Source organism: Pseudoalteromonas luteoviolacea, from assembly GCF_001750165.1.
Lineage (GTDB): Bacteria > Pseudomonadota > Gammaproteobacteria > Enterobacterales > Alteromonadaceae > Pseudoalteromonas > Pseudoalteromonas luteoviolacea_G.
The window spans coordinates 1,247,451-1,268,591 of the sequence record NZ_CP015412.1 but is presented as its reverse complement, the minus strand read 5'-3'; the positions used below and the strand labels follow the sequence as shown (position 1 = coordinate 1,268,591).

The 21,141-nt window shown below is 39.6% G+C and carries 15 protein-coding genes; 11 read left to right on the top strand and 4 right to left on the bottom strand.

Annotated elements, in window-relative coordinates:
* Positions 1-23: 23 nt before the first annotated feature.
* Positions 24-650, top strand: a complete 627-nt coding sequence (locus S4054249_RS25550; protein WP_046355179.1) for a hypothetical protein — start codon at positions 24-26, stop codon at positions 648-650.
* A gap of 42 nt (positions 651-692) precedes the next feature.
* Here the strand turns inward: S4054249_RS25550 and S4054249_RS25545 are convergent, their stop codons facing one another.
* Positions 693-1,319: a LysE family translocator gene (locus tag S4054249_RS25545; RefSeq protein ID WP_046355178.1), complete on the bottom strand. Its 627-nt coding sequence runs from the start codon at positions 1,317-1,319 to the stop codon at positions 693-695.
* A 518-nt stretch (positions 1,320-1,837) separates the two neighbouring features.
* Here S4054249_RS25545 and S4054249_RS25540 point away from each other — a divergent pair.
* The 10 genes from S4054249_RS25540 to S4054249_RS25495 all read left to right on the top strand — a co-directional run bounded on the left by S4054249_RS25540 (position 1,838) and on the right by S4054249_RS25495 (position 13,350).
* The gene (locus tag S4054249_RS25540; RefSeq protein ID WP_046355177.1) at positions 1,838-2,371 is read left to right on the top strand and encodes a hypothetical protein; all 534 of its coding nucleotides are present in this window, start codon (positions 1,838-1,840) and stop codon (positions 2,369-2,371) included.
* Positions 2,372-2,412: 41 nt separating this feature from the next.
* Complete coding sequence (locus tag S4054249_RS25535) at positions 2,413-2,706, top strand: energy transducer TonB (RefSeq protein ID WP_046355176.1); 294 nt, start codon at positions 2,413-2,415, stop codon at positions 2,704-2,706.
* Between the two features lie 505 nt (positions 2,707-3,211).
* Positions 3,212-4,186 (top strand): hypothetical protein, encoded by a 975-nt coding sequence (locus S4054249_RS25530; RefSeq protein ID WP_155401357.1) that lies wholly within the window; start codon positions 3,212-3,214, stop codon positions 4,184-4,186.
* A gap of 208 nt (positions 4,187-4,394) precedes the next feature.
* Positions 4,395-4,712, top strand: a complete 318-nt coding sequence (locus S4054249_RS25525) for an antibiotic biosynthesis monooxygenase family protein (RefSeq protein ID WP_046355174.1) — start codon at positions 4,395-4,397, stop codon at positions 4,710-4,712.
* Between the two features lie 19 nt (positions 4,713-4,731).
* On the top strand, positions 4,732-5,424 hold the full coding sequence (locus tag S4054249_RS25520) for a helix-turn-helix transcriptional regulator (RefSeq protein ID WP_046355173.1): 693 nt from the start codon (positions 4,732-4,734) through the stop codon (positions 5,422-5,424).
* A gap of 277 nt (positions 5,425-5,701) precedes the next feature.
* A complete protein-coding gene (locus S4054249_RS25515) occupies positions 5,702-8,173 on the top strand; it encodes a TonB-dependent receptor (RefSeq protein WP_046355172.1) in 2,472 nt (823 codons plus the stop codon).
* A gap of 216 nt (positions 8,174-8,389) precedes the next feature.
* Positions 8,390-9,019: a hypothetical protein gene (locus S4054249_RS25510; RefSeq protein WP_046355171.1), complete on the top strand. Its 630-nt coding sequence runs from the start codon at positions 8,390-8,392 to the stop codon at positions 9,017-9,019.
* 46 nt (positions 9,020-9,065) lie between these two features.
* Positions 9,066-9,662 (top strand): hypothetical protein, encoded by a 597-nt coding sequence (locus tag S4054249_RS25505; protein ID WP_046355170.1) that lies wholly within the window; start codon positions 9,066-9,068, stop codon positions 9,660-9,662.
* A 272-nt stretch (positions 9,663-9,934) separates the two neighbouring features.
* Positions 9,935-12,151 (top strand): DUF6351 family protein, encoded by a 2,217-nt coding sequence (locus tag S4054249_RS25500; RefSeq protein WP_063881460.1) that lies wholly within the window; start codon positions 9,935-9,937, stop codon positions 12,149-12,151.
* Positions 12,152-12,588: 437 nt separating this feature from the next.
* Complete coding sequence (locus S4054249_RS25495) at positions 12,589-13,350, top strand: hypothetical protein (RefSeq protein ID WP_046355169.1); 762 nt, start codon at positions 12,589-12,591, stop codon at positions 13,348-13,350.
* Between the two features lie 825 nt (positions 13,351-14,175).
* On the opposite strand, the gene S4054249_RS25490 is transcribed toward S4054249_RS25495, so the two are convergent.
* From S4054249_RS25490 to S4054249_RS25480, 3 genes are all read right to left on the bottom strand, one after another.
* A complete protein-coding gene (locus tag S4054249_RS25490) occupies positions 14,176-18,936 on the bottom strand; it encodes a hypothetical protein (RefSeq protein ID WP_063881461.1) in 4,761 nt (1,586 codons plus the stop codon).
* A 24-nt stretch (positions 18,937-18,960) separates the two neighbouring features.
* Entirely contained in the window at positions 18,961-19,275 is a 315-nt protein-coding gene (locus S4054249_RS25485) for a hypothetical protein (protein ID WP_046358659.1), read from the bottom strand.
* An 85-nt stretch (positions 19,276-19,360) separates the two neighbouring features.
* Positions 19,361-20,755 (bottom strand): DUF5957 family protein, encoded by a 1,395-nt coding sequence (locus tag S4054249_RS25480; RefSeq protein WP_235611278.1) that lies wholly within the window; start codon positions 20,753-20,755, stop codon positions 19,361-19,363.
* Between the last annotated feature and the right edge of the window lie 386 nt (positions 20,756-21,141).

Below are 21,141 nucleotides of genomic sequence, written 5' to 3'. Positions count from 1 at the left end.
ATTGCAATGGACGGTTGCTTGCTATGAAACTAACACCTGAAGAGCTCAAATTACTCCGTGAAGTAGAAACTGGCCACTTTGATGAGTACGATAGCTCAGCGCAACAAACGCAAAGCATTGAACAGCTAAAAAAACGCATTTACCAATTATGGTTAGTGGAGCCCCTTGCGCTCTATTTAGCACACAGTCAATGCTTCACAAACAAATCATATATTGACAGCATCTTATTGGGAGAAGAAGCATATCAAAATGATATAAATGAGCATAAAATCACAACGCTTTTGACGCTTATTAACAAGCTTCCAGATATCGTTGATACAAGTAAATGCCCAAGAAGTTGGCGCTTTTACCCATCGCCCTCAATTACGTTTTCTCTGATCTATCCAAAAGTTATTTGCTCGGTTCAAAGTCTATCATTATCAGGGGCCTGTGTTGCCTCATTCCCTCTAAATGGTGCAGAGCATGTGAAATACTTTACCAAAAAACATGCATACCTTGAGCTTTCAGACAACTTGCATATTCATGTCTATATAGAGCGTGCCATAGCACGTAATCAAGACTATATCGCACTGCAGTTCAATCATCATACGAGGGAAAACCCGATGTTAAAGCTGCTCATACTGAGTCATTATCTCAAATCTAAAATATAAGAATCTTCAGCGGCATTTTTATGCCGCTGTTAATGTAAGGTACTATAACGTTTGATACAACACACGCACAGCCAGCAATATAAATGCAACTCCCAATACTTTAGAAATAAAGCCTTGTTTTGACTGTAAGTTAAAACGCTGTTTTGCTGAAGAAGCTGCAATGGACACCCCAATAAACCACACTGCATCAATAATAAACACGGTAAAGCACATTAAAAAGGCAAGCGTAAAAGTCATCGCCTCAGGGTCAATAAATTGGGAGAACAATGCGACAAAGAAGATGGCTGTTTTTGGGTTTACAAATGCCACTGTAAAACCTTCTTTTGCGGCAATAAGCCAATCGGTACTTGAACTGGGGGGTTCAGCTGAATCGCTCCCCTCTGACGGTTTACTTGTCAGTATTTTGTAGCCTAAATATGCTAAGTAAGCAGCACCAACGTATAAAAGAAAGGTGTACACAGCTGGGAATTGAGCTATTAAGCTGGCTAGTCCCAAGATTGATAGCGCAGCATAACTGCCTACGCCTAGTGCATGCGCAACGCTTGCAGATATGCCAGCGCTGGGACCGCTATTAATGCTATGACGTAGCACCACAGCTAAACTCGGGCCAGGCGACATTGCACCTAATGTACAGATCAAGGCCAAACTTAGCCATGCTGATAAATCCATCACTACCTCCATAAAACTTGAGGCGGCGAGTTTACCTAAGTTCCCGGCTCATTGTGAATAAAAAATTGTAGCTCAGTCTGTTTTTTTCATGAAACAAGATAAAAACTAAGCTTCGATCAGGTACTTTCTTCTTTACATAAACACCATATCTATGTTGAATATTTTCTCATACCACTTAGAAGTATCTCATAAAAATCAATGACCAATTCAGTTAGTAACAACTCTGTTTTTTTATTTCACAATTATCATCCCTACATCTCTTTTTCTTTTTACGTATTGCACCATACAAAAACCAATTAATGAAAAGGTAATGTTTACTTAAATGTATCTAAGTGATTCAATAAGTAATGCTTTTTGTGTTACTTAGTACATAGGATAAACAAAGCCACTTAAGCACTCTTTTTCCATGATGAAGTTGTAAAGCGAATCTAGCTAACAAATAAACGAGCATCTATATTGCTTATTCAGATTTAAACTAGTGCGGTGAACATACAAACCATGACACAGACCACAATAAAATGAAAACAATTAAAATTACTTTACTTTTGGTCGCCATATTGCTGGCCATAACAACTTACAATTACCAAAAAGTCATCTCTGTGGTGTTACTACCTCAATATATTGAGTGGGCACATGATATAGAAATAGACGGGCTCAAGATTGGCAAGCCTTTAAATGCCCGAGAACTCGGTTTAGCCTCTGAAATCGGCATACGCCATCCTGAAAAAGTGAGAATCGTATATGTTGATGAAGTTCCCTTTCCTCGTGAAAACTTTGCATTAAAAACATTAGGTGAAGCGCTCGGTTTTATCGGGGAAGGCATAGTCAACAATGCACAAGTGTTTGGGTATTCAATTTATGTCAGACAAGGGTTTGACCTGAATCGTCCAAAACTTGCACATGAATTAGTTCATGTTTTACAAATTGAACGCTCTGATCTAGATACGATTGTGACACAACACTTCTCTGATTTGGCGAAATATGGCTACGATAATTCCCCACTCGAAGTAGAGGCTTTCAAAGCCAATACAAAATACAGTGATGACTGGTAACAGGTCGATTGCATTCACAATAACAACAAAGCGAATAATAAATGAAAACATACCTTACATTGCTACTTGCTCTACTCTTAACTGCTTGCTCAACAACCCCTACAAAAGAGGAATTGCTGACGAGTAACGCCTACGTTCAACTCATCTTTGATGTTAATGAACAAGGACACACCGAGAATATCGCTGTCATAGAATCAAGCCACAACGGCTTTTTTGACAATAAAGCCATCGAAGCAATTAAAAAGTGGAAGTACCGACCAAAAGTTGTCGACGGCAAAGCTGTAAAAAAAGTAGGCGAGAAAGCACAACTAGAGTTTAAAATCACAAACAAATAGCACTTGTTACATCAAAGAGCTAATTACAACTATGATTAGCTCATTTCCAACTATTAGGAAAGTAGCATATCTCAGCAGTCCTTAGATTTAGATACTTCAAAATAATGAAAAGTAACAATTTCTCCATTGCACAAAGCAGATTAAATTTGACGAATCATTTCAACGCACTTTCATCATCATGATATCTATTGTATTTCAATTATAAGATATAGATTTATAAAAATATATTTTCAGAATTACTCAAAACTTAAAAACCCTCAAATTAATATAAAATAAATATCACTCTATGTTATTTACTAAAAATATCTCCGTTATTTATTGGTAAGAGCAAAGGTTAGGCCATGCTCTTATGATTTTATGTTACACACATTGAGTAAAAGAAAATCATTTAATTTCCTTGCAAAGGCTTACTATATCAGTAAGCCTTTTTACGATGTGAATTAGACTATCTAAATTAGCAAATAAGATTTATGATAAACTAAAATTATTAAGTCGAATCAATCAAGTGAAAAACCCTCTCTCTCCCTTTAAAGGAACAAAGCGAGTTCTCATATCAACTTTATTGTTTTTATCTTTACCTGTAGCCTACCACTTACATAGCAACCCAAACGAACCATTGAACCACAATAAAGACAACTCAATTAACAAAGGTAACTCGCTGATAAAAATAGCTAAACCTGAATCTAGTGCGTCAACAAACCTAAAACACAAAATTAAACAACCAAATACAACCGAACAAGGCCGCCATCAGCTAGTGATCAAGGCAAAGCCCAAATGGCAGCAAGACAGCAATTTTAAAGTCCACTTTGACAAACTGAATGATGAGGCTAAAAGTGGTAATTTGAAGTCAAAATATATTATTGCTCAAAACCTTAAATACTGTTTGTTCTCACCCGAAAATGAAGACGACTTAAATATCAAGCTAGAACAGCTATCACAGTTTAGTGATGCAAGTATATCCATAGATCAAGCCATCAATCAGTTTAACTACTGCCAAGGTCTAAGTAATGATGAGACAAAAGCCTATTACAGTTATCTTGAAGATGCAGCGAAAAATGGGTTTGTGCCAGCACAAGAGGCTTTTGCCAATATCCATGCTGAGTTTTACATGAAATCAAAAAATATAACGACGGAAAATAGAGCACTGTATATTAAGACACGAGATAAATTTAAAGAGCAAAGGTTAGTATTTTTACGAAATGCAAGTCAGCATGGCAGTGAAAAAGCCATAATGGCATTGTCAAACCTGTACTTCACACAACAACAAAGTGATGAACATGGCTTTGCCAAGTCTTATGCCTTAAATAAACTCATCATGGAAATAACAGACAGTGACGATATATACAATCGCTACAGTTGGTATGAACAAAAGCAGTATGCAAACATGTCTGAAGAAGAATTAGAGTATGCTTTTGCAATGGTTGAACAGTGGCTTCAAATTATTAAGACAAACGGTACACTTTATCCAAGCAATAGATGACCGTATTGCTATCCAGTCTCTCTGGTAAAGTCAACGAATCTAAGCTTTACACATTGAGACTATGATTTAGCTTGATAATATGCTGCGAAATATACCGCAGTTAGGTTTTATAAAATGAACTGGTATCGTGTAAAATATCACTCTACTGACAATCTCTGACACAGCACTTTGCTCTAATTGTGATTCCAACAATAAGGAGCAAGCTATCATGAATCAAAATGTTATTAAAATCGTTTCGTTCAAATTGAACAAAGGAATATCTGTAGAGCAATTAATGGAAAAAAGCACTGCATCTGGAGAGTTTGTGGCCACACAACCAGGCTTTATATATCGCTCATTAGCACAGCAATCTAATTCAGATACATTCGTTGATATTAGTTATTGGCAAACCATGGAAGACTGCCAACATATGCAATTGGCATTTGAAGACGCAGACGTTTGTCAGGCATATTGTGCGTTAGTCGACTCAGAGTCAGTTGGGATCAGCCATCACTCGGTACTATCACAAAGCGATTGTACAGCTTAAACTAACAATGGAGTAAATCGTGCATAAATCAGAACGACTGTTTCAACTCGTTAATCATCTAAAAGGTCGCAAAGTGGCGGTGACCGCTAAACAGCTAGCGGAACGATTGGCGGTATCTGAGCGCACGATTTACCGAGACATTCAAAACCTACAGACCTCTGGTGTACCCGTTGAAGGTGAAGCTGGTATTGGTTATTTGATCAGAGACTATGACTTACCGCCGATGATGTTTTCACCTCAAGAACTTCAAGCTTTACTTATCGGCAGCCAGATGCTCAAAGCATGGACTGATCCACAGCTAACTCAGCACGCTCAATCGGCTATCGCTAAAATTGACGCAGTTTTGCCATCCCACCTCAAGCAGCTCAACGATAATCTGCCTTTCCTTGCGGTAGGCTATGCTCACGGTGAAAAAGAACAGAATCATAGTCAGGTGATCCGCTTAGCGATAGAAAGTAGGAATCGACTTTGTTTATCTTACGAAGATGCCCATGGAGTTCAAAGTACACGAGATATCGAGCCGCTAGGACTGGTTTACTGGGGTGGAAAGTGGACTATTATTGCTTTTTGTTTATTACGACATGCCTATCGTGAATTTAGACTGGATAGAATAAAAGCAGTGGAGAAAAAAGAAGAAACTTTTTTATTCGAGCAAACAAAAAGTATGACGCACTACATTGAGATTGTTCGCTCTGAGCAATGCAAACAATAATCTGTACAATTTTCAACCTTATAAGACCAGTAACCAACACCTCAATTATTGCAACAAATTATACATCCACCCCCAAATAAAAAACCATAAAAACACAAACAAAAACAATTAAAAAACCCACAGGATACAAACAAAAAACAAATAAACAAACTCGCTACACCAGTTAACTTTGGCAACTTTTATTAAACGCAAATGATAGTTGTTATCATTTGACATCACTGTTAGTATGCGCGCTCTCTGCGAATAAACAATTGTATTACGAAGTTTGGAGTGTAATATGCAATTCTCTCGTTCACTGAATTCAAAAAGTGTTCTTGCAACTGCGGTTAAAGTTGCTTTATTGGGCGGCGTTGTCGCAACAGCTCAAGCAGCTGATAAGGCTCAAGAAGATATTGAGCGTATTAGCGTTTATAACAAACACAACGCGTTAATTTTAGAATCAGGCACGGCAACTAAATCAAACATGGCACTGATGCAAACACCGGCTGCAGTCGTTGTTGTTGATAAAGAATTATTAGATTCTCAATCAGCCATTACGCTACAAGACGCTATCAGAAACGTGAGTGGCTTTACACAAGCCGGTAACAACTATGGTATTGGTGATAATCTTGCGATCCGTGGTTTAGGTGTCAACTACACGTACGACGGTATGTATGGCGGTGCGAGCTTGGGTAACAACTATAATCCAACTCGTTCTATGACCAACATCGAAAGCATGGAAGTGTTAAAAGGCCCAGCAACCGGTCTATATGGTATTGGCGCGGCTGGTGGTGTTGTTAACTTAATTGAGAAAAAGCCACAGTTTGAGGAGGCTTATTCGATTAGTGCAAAAGTAGGTAGCTGGAATACCTACGGTATTATGCTAGATGCGACAAATGCAATTACAGATGATTTAGCATACCGCGTAGTACTTAACCATGAGCGCAGTGATGGCTACCGTGATTTGCAGCAAGATCGTGATGAAGTGTATGCGAGCTTAAAATTTGAAGCATCTATAGATCATTCATTGTTGTTCTCAGCGGCGTATGTTGATGATGCCATGCAAGTTGACTCGGTAGGCGACCCGGTAAGAATCGTCAACTGGGACAGCATTGGTGGCGACCCAAGAAAAGTAACGGGCGCAGATCTACCGAATGACCCGAAGTTTATCACTAACGAAAAAGGCGAAGTTGAGTACGTAGGTATTCAATTAACCGAAGCTCAACGTGAACAACTTGCAGCATCGATTACAACAACAGATGGCTTACGACCGATTGATTTGGGCGACTCAAGCTTAATTTCACCTCTATCGACCCCTAACGACGGCCAAGAATTGCGCTTTAAACTTCGCCACGACTGGCACTTGGGTGAAGAGTCAACATTAACTCAGCAGGTACTTTGGCGCGAATATGATTCAGATTTAGTGCGTCAAACAGGTGCTTACAACTATGTTTACTGGGACCGCTCAGACCGCACGCATGGTTCAATCATCAACGCAAACCCTCGCGGTCCGTTAGTCACTGAAGATGGTGAGCTACACCCTTATGCAGCGCGTCGCCAAGAATATAGACGTGCTATTTCCAATGAACAAACATGGCAATACTTTGCGGACTTACAGCTTGGTTGGAGCTATGGTGACATCAGCGGTGAACACCTTATCAGTGCAAACTACGAAAAGCGCGATATGTCATTCAAGCAATGGTCTGCTTATGACGCTGATGGCAATAAATCAGGCAATGCAATCCCATACATTTTAGACATTCGTAATCCAAATTGGGGCACGGGTGACTTTATGGATTACGACCCAAGTTTAAGAAGTAACTACAATAAATCACTTACTGCATACGGTATTAGTGCTCAAGAAGTCTTGTATCTAACAGACGCATTAACTGCGCGCGCTGGCGTTGCTTACACTACGATTAAGCAAGAATATCAGCACCTAGGTACTGATAGAGTCAAAGGGATGAGACCTGCATATGACACTGATGATGCTGGCCTGACCTATTCTCTTGGTATTAACTATCAAATCATCCCAGAAGTTTCGGCATTCGTAAACGTTGGTAAAGGCCGCACAGCATTTGGTATTTTATCCACAATTACAAATGGAGTGGAAACACCGAATCAACCTGACTCAGAATCAGAGACTTTAGATATTGGTATCCGCTTTACTGCATTTGACGAAGATCTACTTGGTTCAATTGTTATCTTTGACACTAAACGAACTAACTTACGTTACAGCAACCCTGAGTATGATGAGCAAAAAGGCGCTGAGTTTAACGCTGGTATTCCAGAGTTCAAATACGATAACAATGAAACCACTAAAGGTGTTGAATTTGACTTAAACTTAGCACTTGCTGAAGCTTGGAAGCTAAACGTGAATGCAACATATCAAGAAGCATTATCCATTCATCACCAGGAATCAGATCCAGACAAAAGAGAAGCAGCCAAAAAAGGGATCCCTGAAAAAATGGCTGGCACTTGGTTAACACATACAGTTAATCAAGTATTTGGAGGTGATCTGGAACTAAGTTTAGGTATGCAATACGTCGGTGAACGTACCGTAAACCATCCTTCATTTGGTTTACCAACGGCTAAAATCGATGGCTACACTCGTTGGGATATGTCAGCAGCTTATTACTTTGACAATTATCACCTTCAGCTAAATATTGAGAACTTAACTGACGGCACTCACTACAGCAAAGCGCTATTCTTAGGCGGTTTACCTGCAAACGAACGTAACGCGGAGCTCACGTTCAACTACCAGTTCTAAATACGCTTACTATTTAATAGGCGGCAACTTCACTTGCCGCCTTTTTTATTTCACTGCGCGTTTGTCATTAGCTTTATCTATAAAGCCTATCACCCTATACCGTTCTTTGTTCAGAATAATAGAAGCATTGTACTTCTTTATATCAGCATAAACTGGCCTATAACTTGCTAAAAGATTAAGGTTTTTATCAATGTTGCCGCTTATAAGGATATATCAATGAGTATCATCTCTGTCATCAATCAAAATCGAACATTTCAAAGTCAACACAGCGTAATGAATAAAAGCATAGAAAAACACGCTGAGTTTGCGTCACTGCTGAACAAAACAATCAATGCTAAACCCGAAGTTACCGACCCTGATCTCATTATGTCGATTTCTCTTAATCGAAATTATGATGAAATATCCGACCAAGCCCATGAGTATTATCAATTCGCACTTGAGATAGCTAAAGAGCGAATCGATCCAGAGCTAGAAGATGAACGTTTAAGAGAAATACAGTGGTACAAAGAAGCCACCATTGAAATTATGGACATGCCCATCGAAGTTGAAATTGAGCAAGATGAAATCAACGAAGCACTCTTGTTTGGCAGTCTCGGCATTGACTTTTTAACGTATAAAGAAATGGGCGTACGTATTGATATGCTGAACCTGATGGAACAAGACATCAACAGCTCTCAAACATTGCTAACAAGTGATAAGGAAAAGCTCAAAAGCGTACTGAATGAGCGCAGAGAAGTATTAGAGCTGCAACGAGAAGAAATGCTTGCAGGTACATATCTAGAGCAAAATACAGATCACAAAGGCGCAATTAAAAAGCGCTTTGATACCATTGACTTTAAGCCGTGAACTTACCAATACCCTAATTTAAAGTAACCACATAATAAGGATATCTATGAGTAGTATTTCAACAATAAAGTACACGCCTTTCATTGAAGTTCAAAAAGACTCGATACACAAAAATTTAGCACGACATGCTAATTTCGCCTCAGCCTTGCAAAATGCATTGACTGAAAAACCTAACCAAAATAGTCCTGAGCATTTAATAGCGCTGTCTCTGAATATTAATTTTGATGACATCAGTGAACAAACAAAGGGATACTATTATGAGCAAGTGTTACCCAATGCCAGTGCGAGAGTAGATAAGAGCCAAAGTGCAAAAAATCAGAAGATCCAACTCTTTGAAGAAGCGATTATAGAAATAAAGGATATAGCAATAAAAGTTGATATAGAGATTGATGAAGTCAATGAAGCATTGCTGTTTAGTAGCCTCGGGATTGATTTTTTAAAGTACAAAGAAGCAGGCGTTCGTACTGATATGCTCAGCTTACTAGAAAAAGACGTTTACCAATCTAAAGAGTTAACAATATCTGAAAAACACACACTCATAGACACAATTTCACTTGAGAGAGACAAATTCGCATTATTGCAAGAGAATATATTGGCAGGCACTTATACATCCAAAGAATTCACTAAAAAATCTATACGATAACGCTATCGCGCTACGTGAAGGACACGCCGCATTTTATAAATAAAAAACTTGCGCATTTGGGGCCTTTTAACGCTCACATTAACAATGTTAATTTTAGCTTTTCTGGCCACGCTTTTTATGCTTTTTAAATCGATTTCCTATCATTAATTAATTTTTAATATCATGTTTTATATATTAATCTTTTTCAGTTTACCTTAAATAACAAACATATAACAACATAACTATCAGACCGACTCTAAACTTAAAGTAACGGCAAAATCATAGAGGTGTATATGATAAAAAAGCTCATGTTGGTCTTTTTATTGCTGGTCAGTGCTGGCTTTGCATTTTGGTTATATCAAGATTTCACAAATGAAGATCGTGATTTTGCTGTTCAAAATAAAGCCAATCCTAAAGATAATTATATACTTGATTTCAAGACTCATATCTCTCAGATCGCAAGGCCTAAAGAGCATTTTAATTTTCCAATCCCCATCGGTGAAGTAGGTCCCACAGAAAGCCTGTACTCAGGCCCAAATCAATACCCATTTTACTGTATGACAAGAGACTCTTTGCTCGGTCAACCAGAAGTAGACAATCACAAGTCGCTCGGGATCCCTGTATACAAAAATAAAGACATAATCGGCTACAGCAAAGACTGCTCACTAAAAACGCGTATCAACTATTACACATTAAAAGATGATGGCGGGATATTTAAAGCGACAAAGATTGACAATGTAAGCAACGCGAAAAAAACAAATTTGCCCCTATTTAGAGTAGAGCAAGGGTCTATTAACCGCTTTATTTACACCATAGTTATGCCCATAAAAACGACCGAGATTGGTAACCGCTTAGCAAGGAGCAAATGGAACAACCGCTTGATTTATCAATTTAATGGCGGCTCAGGAATCGGGTTTAGACAAGGCCGACAGAAAGCCGCTCGGGTCATGACTCGTCAAGCGCAGCAATTGCTAGATGGATATGCCGTCATTAGTTCTAGTGGTAACAAAACAAGCTATACGTACAACATGCTTTTGGCTGAAGACACCGCACGTAGAGTAAAACATCAATTTACGAGTTTATATGGCTCCCCTCTATACACTGTAGGTGTTGGGGGATCGGGAGGTGGACTTGCCCAATACTTGATAGCACAAAACAGCGAAGGAATTTTAGACGGGCTTATCCCGCTATATAGCTACCCCGACATGATCACACAAACAACCTATGCATTAGACTGTGATTTACTCAACAACTATTTTACGTTCAGAGCAGATAACAAAAAATCATGGCGCGATTGGGAGCGACGTCGATTGATTGAGGGGATGAATGCTATTAACGGCTTTCCGCAGAAAGGCGGTTTTTTACAGCCTATAAATCAATTAATGTCGGGGTTTGTACCCAGTTTTCCAAAAGGAAGTAGTGAATGTATTAATGGCTACTTTGGCTTATCCGCATTCATTAATAACCCCAGACAAGGCTTTATCAGAGAACACTTTACCAAACATGTCGTGACAGAAACTAACTGGAGCTATTGGCAGGATATGTCTCATGTCTTCGGAACTGACAAATATGGATACGGGCTGAGTACTTGGGATAATGTGGGCGTACAATATGGATTAAACGCCTTGAAAGCCAAAGCAATTACAATAGATGAATTTCTACACCTCAACGCCAATATCGGTGCTTGGAAACCGCAGCACCAGATGCGACAAGAAGAAATAGTACTCCCATTTGGCCACAAAGTCCCTATATGGCTAACCCTGTGGGGGAATCACAACATAACGACACCAATCAATAACATCGCTCCAAGACATGCAGGCTCTATTAAAGCCATGAACAAGGCATACTTATCTGGGCAAGTATTTATAGGTGATATTGATATTCCCATCATCGATGCTAGACACTATTTAGAAAATGAACTTGATATGCATCATATGTCTGCATCTTTCTACAGCCGACTTCGTATTGAGAATCGAAAAGGGAATAACGACAACCACATCATTTGGGTCGCCCACAAAGACTTTAACCCGACCAAACAAGCATTTGAAATGATGGACCTCTGGTTAACAACGCTATCCTCATCAGAGAATATAGATGTTGCTACAGCCAAGCCGGTGGGCTTATATGATACTTGCTTTAATCCCGATGGCTCTATTTTCGCACAGGGCTTGAATGTGTTTGATGGTAAGTGGAACAATAAGATAGAAGGGGCTTGTCAAAATCGATTTCCAATGTTCAGTACCAGTAGAGTTGAGGCGGGTGGTCATTGGGATGGAACCATGTTCAAGTGCCCTCTTATGCCCGTTTCACAAGCGATTGAACAAGGTTTATATGGCAACGTCAACATATCTGAGCACATTGCGAGACTAGAGCAGGTTTTTCCATATGGTGTGTGTGATTACAACGGAACAGATGTTGGCCAACCTAAACAGGTTCAGTTTCAACACGCCAACTTTGACGAGATACAAAAATACGAAAAATCCCTCACTGTAAACGCATCACAAAATTGATGAAATGGCTGAGGCTCAATTAAGGACGCTCTATGAAAATACAAACCTATTTTCCTACACAAAAAAAATAGCCAATACAAATGAATGAAAATCGACATCGTTATGGTGTGGCTATACTCAACATTTAAATAGCTTTAAAAACTATTTTTAAACTTGCCTGTAATATTAAAACTGCAATTCCCTGTAAATTATAGATTAATTTACTTTTTTCATTGCCATAAATTAAAATCCATTTTATATTCATATTGTTCCAATAAAGTGAACTAGATTTTTACCTGAACATGGATGTTCAACTTAATCATTTTACTCTAAAGTAAGTTACCTGTGACAAGTTAAAATTAAGAACTGTTTGAAATTGTTTAAAAGTGTTAATTGTTATTTTAGTTTACCTAAAACAACTCTACTATTAGGTACACACTTTAACCACGGGTATACTCATGAACCTTAAAACCTTTTCGGCAATTCCTTTATCTCTTTCTCTGTTAGTCGGCTGCTCTAGTGAAACCACTGAATCAGAAAATGTTAAAACAGAGGCCATTTGGGCAGATATTTATGTTACATCACAAGGAGAAGACAGCCGTGTTATTGCTGAGCTTAACGTCAGTTCAAGAAATGGCAATAACATAAAGCTTTCAGACAAAGATAAATTACATGCGACTGCAGCAGGTATTACTAAAGACTTAGAAATTGACGATGGGTTTTTAGATATCGACTACCGAGCTACTTTTAACGTAGCCGAAAAAGATACCAAATTTATGATCACTCTCACCAGAGGTGAAAGCAATGATACGTTACAGACTGAACTGATCTTACCTGCACCATTTTCTATCATTACGCCACAAAAAAACCAATCCTTTTATAAACAAGATACACTCGAAGTCAACTGGACATCAGATAATGCAACCGATACGCGACTTGACGCACTACTGACTTTACGATGTAAAAACAAAGATGGAAATGAGGAGAGTATCGCCAAGCAGTATTCTGATATAACTGATGACGGGAGTTTCAGTGTTGACTTATCATCACTCGATGGAATTGACTCTGAAACACTTAATGACAAAAAATCATGTGAAGCTGATATCTACATGGAAAGGATCAGATACAGCTCATTAGATAGTAGATATGCTGAAGGCAGTCGCGCAAGAGCAATTCAAGAGCGATACTCTGATAAATTTGAAGTCAGACTATTTCAATAAGTAACAACACTAAAAATTCTTCAGCACGAGAAACATGAAAAATTGAAGAAAAGTCTTCGCACTCGGTGCAAAACATAAACCAAGGTCTTCATTAACGTACTTTCGCCACACGAGACAATGAACACCTTGGTTATATACAGTATAAATACTGAGTTGAGTTAATAACCATGTTAAGCGCTCCAATATTATAGATAACCGATACGGTTGACACATTATCGATTAAGTGGCCGCTTTAATATTGTAAATACCTCACAAATAGTAATTCAACATCACTCAATTTTGAGCTTATATACATAGACAAAATGGCTGAAAGCCCCCTAACGCGATAAATTAGCATTATCTATACACTACTGAAGAGTTCTGCATTTATTATTTGAAATAAACAAGACAATGTCTTTGCTAAGTCACGTTCTATACTGAATCGGCTTTAGGACGCGCGTAGAGTAGCGAAAAAACTATAGGCATAACAAGTGCCTTACCGCCCCTCATAGCTACAAGCTATATGTTATACAAACACCAATTTCCATGACCTTTTATTTGCAATGCAAGCAGTGTCAGAAAATCAAATATGTTCCAGACTATCACAAACATAAATAGTGCAGTGTAAATTACTTTGCCAATACAGTAGATGCAAACAGCTTGAAAAGTTAAAACAATAAAAGAGTGACATTAAACTATTTAGAAGAACCCTTTAAGGCTACTACAACAAACCTAAATAAAAAAATAGGAAAGCACAGGTACTTATGTGATGTAAACACTCGATGCCTTCCCACTTTCAAAGATCTAAAAGCTTATTTACAGAAATAAGCTTTCAATTTTAGCACCCTATTGTTGTACACAGTATAATCTAGCTTGCTGAGAACATTGTAAGTTGGTGTGGCTTCTCCAAGACCCGCTAACAACATCAATCGAACCGACCTTTGCTCCTACAAACGAATATGAGTCACCATACGTTGATGATGTTTTGAAGCCAGCGCACGCGCTCCAATGATTAAAACTGCCTTCATAAGACATATTTGTCCATGCATAACCACTCACCTTATCACCATTTTGATCCAAATTAATTGGTGACTTTAAGGTCGTGAGACTGCTGAATGGACCAAATAAACGCTCCGCCACTATACTCCCATCAACCGTATAATACGAATAATGACTCGGCATAACACTGGTTGCGTTATTTGAGGATACATTGATTAATGCCTTATAGGTTCCAGCTGGAAGAACATTACTCTCATTTGCTGCAACCTGACATTTAAGATCTGCGCCAGCAAGACCACCTAGGTTAGCGTTAAAAGCCTGTTTAGTAGCGAAGACCACCTTACTCTGGCTGTCTTGCTGCCCATTAACAAATACTGCCCAATATTCAGCGTGTACTGTTGGGATAATGCCTTGACTTGCATTAATGTCTTTTAAAGCAACATACATATCACCCGTTAATGGGAATCTAGCTACCTCACCCACCTTGTACGCGTGGTCTGAGGACCATACTAGTTTCGCGGGATCAAATCGCACTACATTTGTTGTCGCAGTCTCTAGCTCAGTTTTACTGGCTTTTAAGTTGAGAGCTGTGTCAATGGTTGTCTTATCAGCTTTACCAGCCAACGCTGTGTTCATAGCTACTTGGTCTGCTTTGCTTGCCAGCGCTGTGTCCATAGCTGACTTATCCGCTTTGTCAGCCAACGCCGTATTCATAGCTACTTGGTCTGCTTTACTGGCCAGCGCTGTATCCATGGCTGACTTATCCGCTTTGTCAGCCAACGCCGTATTCACAGCTGCTTGGTCTGCTTTACTGGCCAGCGCTGTGTCCATAGCTGACTTATCCGCTTTGTCAGCCAACACCGTATTCACAGCTGCTTGGTCTGCTTTACTGGCTAATGCTGTGTCCATGGCTGTTTTATCAGCTTTATCAGCCAACGCCGTATTCACAGCTGCTTGGTCTGCTTTATTGGCTAATGCTGTGTCCATAGCTGACTTATCCGCTTTGTCAGCCAACGCCTTATTCACAGCTGCTTGGTCTGCTTTACTGGCCAGCGCGGTATCCATAGCTGACTTATCCGCTTTACCAGCCAACGCCGTATTCATAGCTACTTGGTCTACTTTACTGGCTAATGCTGTGTCCATAGCTGTTTTATCCGCTTTACCAGATAACGCCGTATTCATAGCTGCTTGGTCTGCTTTACTGGCCAGCGCTGTGTCCATAGCTGTTTTATCCGCTTTACCAGCCAACGCCGTATTCATAGCTGTTTGATCTACTTTACCGGCTAATGCTGTGTCCATAGCTGTTTTATCAGCTTTACCAGCCAACGCCGTATTCATAGCTGTTTGATCTACTTTACTGGCTAATGCTGTGTCCATAGCTGTTTTATCCGCTTTACCAGCCAACGCCGTATTCATAGCTGCTTGGTCTGCTTTACCGGCTAATGCTGTGTCCATAGCTGTTTTATCCGCTTTACCAGCCAACGCCGTATTCATAACAACTTGGTCAGCTTTACCTGCCAGCGCTGTATCAACTGACGTTTGATCTGCTTTTAATGCTAATTTCGAGTCTAAGGCTGTTATATCCGCTTTTTTGTTTAATGCCGTATCAAAAACAGTCTTATCAACTTTTGTTTCAAACATACCAGTTATCGTTATGGTATCTGCTTTTGACGCTAAACCTGAATTAAACTCCGCCTTGGTCACATATACTGTCATATCAGGTAGTTCGGCTTTCAATGCAAATTGTGACTCATCATAATTTGTACCTTTTGCTAGTAGCTGCCAAGGCTGCTGCTGATTCCCTTGCGAATCTGTAGGAGGTACACCAACTGTACTTTGTGTTGCAATATAAGCACTACCCATATAGCTAATTACATCGCCAGCGTTAAATTCAGTAACCAGGTTATAGCCTTCCGTAATAAAAGTGATACCAGTGTTACCTTTAGATACAAATAACGCCCACTGTGTAGTAGCTTCTTTCGGTGAAAGGTTGGCTTGTTCACTCGTTGAGATCGCAACTTTTGCTATATACGCGCTGCCTTCAAAAGTCACAACATCATCAACAGCATAAGCCGATAGAGAAGACCAAGAACCTACAACTTGTAAACCTTTGTCACCCTTCTCTCCGGGTAAACCATTTTCGCCGGGTTCACCTTTGACACCATCCTTACCGTTAACACCATCCTTACCATTTAAGCCGGGCTCACCTTTCGCTCCTGGCTCTCCAGGCTCTCCAGGCTCACCTTTCGCTCCTGGCTCTCCAGGTTCACCTTTCACACCTGGCTCTCCAGGTTCACCTTTCGCTCCTGGCTCACCTTTTTCACCGTCTAAACCATCTTTACCAGCTAAGCCAGAACCAACACCATTAAATAACAATAACCAGCTATCATTTGTATTTGAAGGCGGTAAGTTTGGCTCATTCCCCTCCGCAACTGCTGCTATGGCTATTCTAGCAACATACGCATTGTTTTCATGGACGACTACATCATCACTGACATAAGCCTCTAAAGCATTCCAGTTTCCTTTGATATTTAAACCGCGATCACCTTTTTCACCTTTTAAGCCTTGCAGGCCTTGATCACCTTTTTCACCTTTCAAACCTTGCAGGCCTTTTTCACCTTTTTCACCTTTTTCACCTGGAATACCTTGAATACCTTGGGCTCCAGGGTCACCTTTTTCACCTTTCAAGCCTTGCAGGCCTTGGTCACCTTTTTCACCTGGGATACCTTGAATACCTTGGGCTCCTGGGTCACCTTTTTCACCTTTCAAACCTTGCAGGCCTTGGTCACCTTTTTCACCTTGAATACCTTGAATACCTTGGGCTCCAGGGTCACCTTTTTCACCTTTCAAACCTTGCAGACCTTGGTCACCTTTTTCACCTGGGATACCTTGTGCACCTGCGGGGCCTTGAATACCTTGCTCACCTTTGTCGCCTTTGTCGCCTTTGTCGCCTTTGTCGCCTTTGTCGCCTTTGTCGCCTTTGTCGCCTTTGTCACCAGGCAGACCTTGAATACCAGGCTCTCCCTGAGCGCCATCTAAGCCATCTTTACCAGCCAAACCTGAGCCCACGCCATTAAACAACAGTAACCAGCTATTATTGGTATTCGACGGTGGTAAATTTGACTCCCCCCCCTGAGCAACCGCAAGTACAGCTATTCGCGCAACATAAGCATTATTTTCATGTACAACAATGTCATCTACATCATATGCAGCTGTTGCACTCCAATTGCCTTTAATGACAAGACCACGGTCGCCTTTATCACCTTTGTCACCTTTGTCACCTTTTTCGCCCTGAATACCTGGAACACCTTGAATACCTTGGTCGCCTTTTTCCCCCTGAATACCTTGAAGACCTTGAAGACCTTGAAGACCTTGAATACCTTGCGACCCAGTATCACCTTTCTCACCTTTTAGGCCTGGAAGGCCTTGGTCACCTTTCTCACCTTGGACACCTTGCGCACCAGCGTCGCCCTTATCTCCCTTATCGCCTTTCTCACCTTGAAGGCCTTGATCACCTTTTTCACCTTGAATACCTTGTGCACCAGCGTCGCCCTTATCTCCCTTATCACCTTTTTCGCCTTGAAGACCTTGGTCTCCTTTTTCACCTTGGATACCTTGTACACCAGCGTCGCCTTTATCTCCCTTATCACCTTTCTCACCTTGAAGGCCTTGATCACCTTTTTCACCTTGGATACCTTGTGCACCGGCGTCGCCCTTATCACCCTTATCACCTTTCTCACCTTGAAGGCCTTGGTCACCTTTAGCAACGAGTAAAAGCCAAACATCTGACGATGATACTGGGTCAAGGTTTATTTGTGGTTGTTCTGGCGTATTTATAGCTGCTACAGCGATATAAAGACTTCCCTCGAACGAAACAACATCATCTAAAGCATAGGCCTCAATATCACTCCATTGACCCCTAAGTTGAAGGCCTTTATCTCCTTTTTCACCCTTAGCACCTGTTTCACCTTTTTCACCTTGGGCACCCGCTTCACCTTTTTCACCTTGAGCGCCCGTATCACCTTTTTCACCTTGAGCGCCCGTATCACCTTTTTCGCCCTGAGCCCCTGTCTCACCTTTTTCACCTTGGGCACCAGGTTGACCATCTTGACCGTCAATACCATTTAGGCCATCTTTACCACGAAGCCCTGTTGTATCACCCAACCATCGGCCATTTTCATCGATAACAACGTTTCCACCAACAGAGACTGTCGTAGCATCTACTTCGCCTTCAACTTTACTTGCTACATCAGCATAGTAAGCACTTGGCGCGGTATCTATGTTCAGGCGAGGCGACATTTCGGTATCATCACCGACAGTAATACCAAGCTCTAGGTCTTTATTCTTAAAAACAGATGCATCGATTGGGTTATTCTCACCCAGTCTGATAGAGTAAGTCCCGTCAACAACTTCAACATTTTGTGTTGATTCCCAAACGACTTGGTCTTGAGAGTAAAGTCTAAATGTCATAGAAACGGTGCCATTCACTGCTTCCTGAGTGTTTGAATTTGTTAATGTTCCTTGATGGTTAAGCTGAGCAGCAATAACAGGCGCAGACATTGCACTCACAGCAGCAAGCGCTGCTGCTATAGCATTTTTAGTAAACATATATTCCCTTTATTTATTCTTTAATTAATTTGTTGCAGCGTTGGATAAGCTATAGTTTTCTGAGCTAGCTTTGTTAGTAACAATTGAGACTGTTGCAGCTAAATCATGAGCACCAGAACTTGTTGCCTGAATTCGGCTACCACCTAGTTTGGATTTTTTAACACTATGATCTGCTACTTTTTTGCCCGGCTCTGGCTTTGGATTAGGGTTTGGGTTTGGGTTTGGTTTAGTTACGGAAGTGTTCCCCGAACCATTTGATGCTTGGTTGTCGCTACCGCCACAACCAGATATGCTGATGCAAGCAAGCAGCGTCAAGGTAAGATAATGTGAGCTTTTCATTCTTTTTTTCCTTTATAAAAATAACGTTCATCAATGAACTGACTTCATTTGTAAGGGTGTAAAAGTTGTGTAAACTGACTTCGCTTTATGCCCCCTTATTGATTAATTTAGCTTGATAATAATTTGGATAAATATCTAATGCGCGCTTTTTATACTCTTCAGCTTTATCATTTAAACCTAACTGTGAAGCAACATCTCCCGCTTTAATTAACATATAGATATTATATGGATACAAATTAATTGCTCTCTCTAGGCTCTGTAACGCTTGTTCTTTGTTTCCTTCTTTTATGAGGTATAAGCTATACAGCCTTAATGAAGTAAAATAATCGTATGGGTTTAACTCGAGTGACTTTTCAACTAATTCTGTATTCCCCATTCGATATCCCTTAGCAGTTAAATTAGCCGATGTAATTTTTGCAATAGACAAACAGGCCAATAAAAAAACAAAAGGAACAATAATCCATATCCATCTCATGTTCATTGGTTGAATTCCATTTAAACTTTCCCTCGAAAAAACGACCGCAAATAGTGGAATTGAAAAAAACAAACTTACCGGCGTGAGGAATACTGAACTAAACATCGCGTGAAAACATAGAGCAAAAACGGCTATGAAAATCCAAGCATCAACAAATCCACCTTTCAAAAAATTTAAAAATGCTCTAATAACAACCATGCTAAATAAAATTAAAAACAAGCTCCCACCTAAAAAACCTAACTCTGAATAGAACTTTAATACAATATTATAAGGAGTTCGTAATACCTTCATGTTAGATATATAAGGTGACGCATCAGGCGTTCCCGCTCGTGCATATTTTTGATGGATATACTCAAAGTTATTTACACCTACACCAAGAGGGTTATCTTTGACCATATCTATAGTATTTGAAAAAATGGTTTCCCTTCCTGTATCCATTTCCTGTATTGAAGTGATTTCCCCCCGTAACGTAGATAACCCAGAATTCTCTATTAAATTAAATGTCACCAAAGTACATGAAAAAGCAACTAGTATTGATAAGTACTTAAATTGAAACTTTTTGGTTTTTAACAATACAGCAAATAGAACTATTATCTCAGCGACTAACAGTCCTAAAATTGTTCCACGAATTAGTGACTCAACTAGCAAATTCATCAGTACCAACAGGCTAGCTAGACCTAACAATAAGAATACTGTTGAGTTTCGCCTATTATAAATAGATAAAACAAGCACTGGTATCCAAATATTTAACACATGACCAAGGTAATTCACAAAGCCAATCGGAGAGAAGCTTTGGCTGGTATAAGGAAGAGCTAACCAATACCTTTCATAAATTATGACAGCACAAAATATAATCGAACTATAAAACACACTATCTGTAAGTATCTCGACTAATTTACACTTAGGGACTATTGAAACCACTATAAATATTGACAAAGCAAATGCCAAAAATCTAAAAACAAAAAGCACACCTTCAAACTTGTTTGGAGACCAAAGTAAAGTCATGAGCATATATAAAGTCAACAAACCAATTATTGTACTTATAAAGTTGACTCTCACTCGGGGTGAGAAATAAATTGAGAAAATAAATAGAAGAATACAGAATAAGTCAAAAACAGCCCATTTCGGGGCGTTATATCGATAATAAAAATCTTCAAAACTTATAACAGATATAACACATGAAAATACAAAAAGTAACAACTTAAAGATATATAAGCTTGAATTTGAGGCACTTTCATCCATGTTAAAACTTGCGTTGCGGTACATTAATTCCCTTTAAACATCAGACCACTTAAAAACAGCGACTTTATACACTTTAACTAAATTAAAAGCAACACAAACCCATAAATTTAAAATTAAATTAATATCCCAACCTGTTAAAATAACTATAT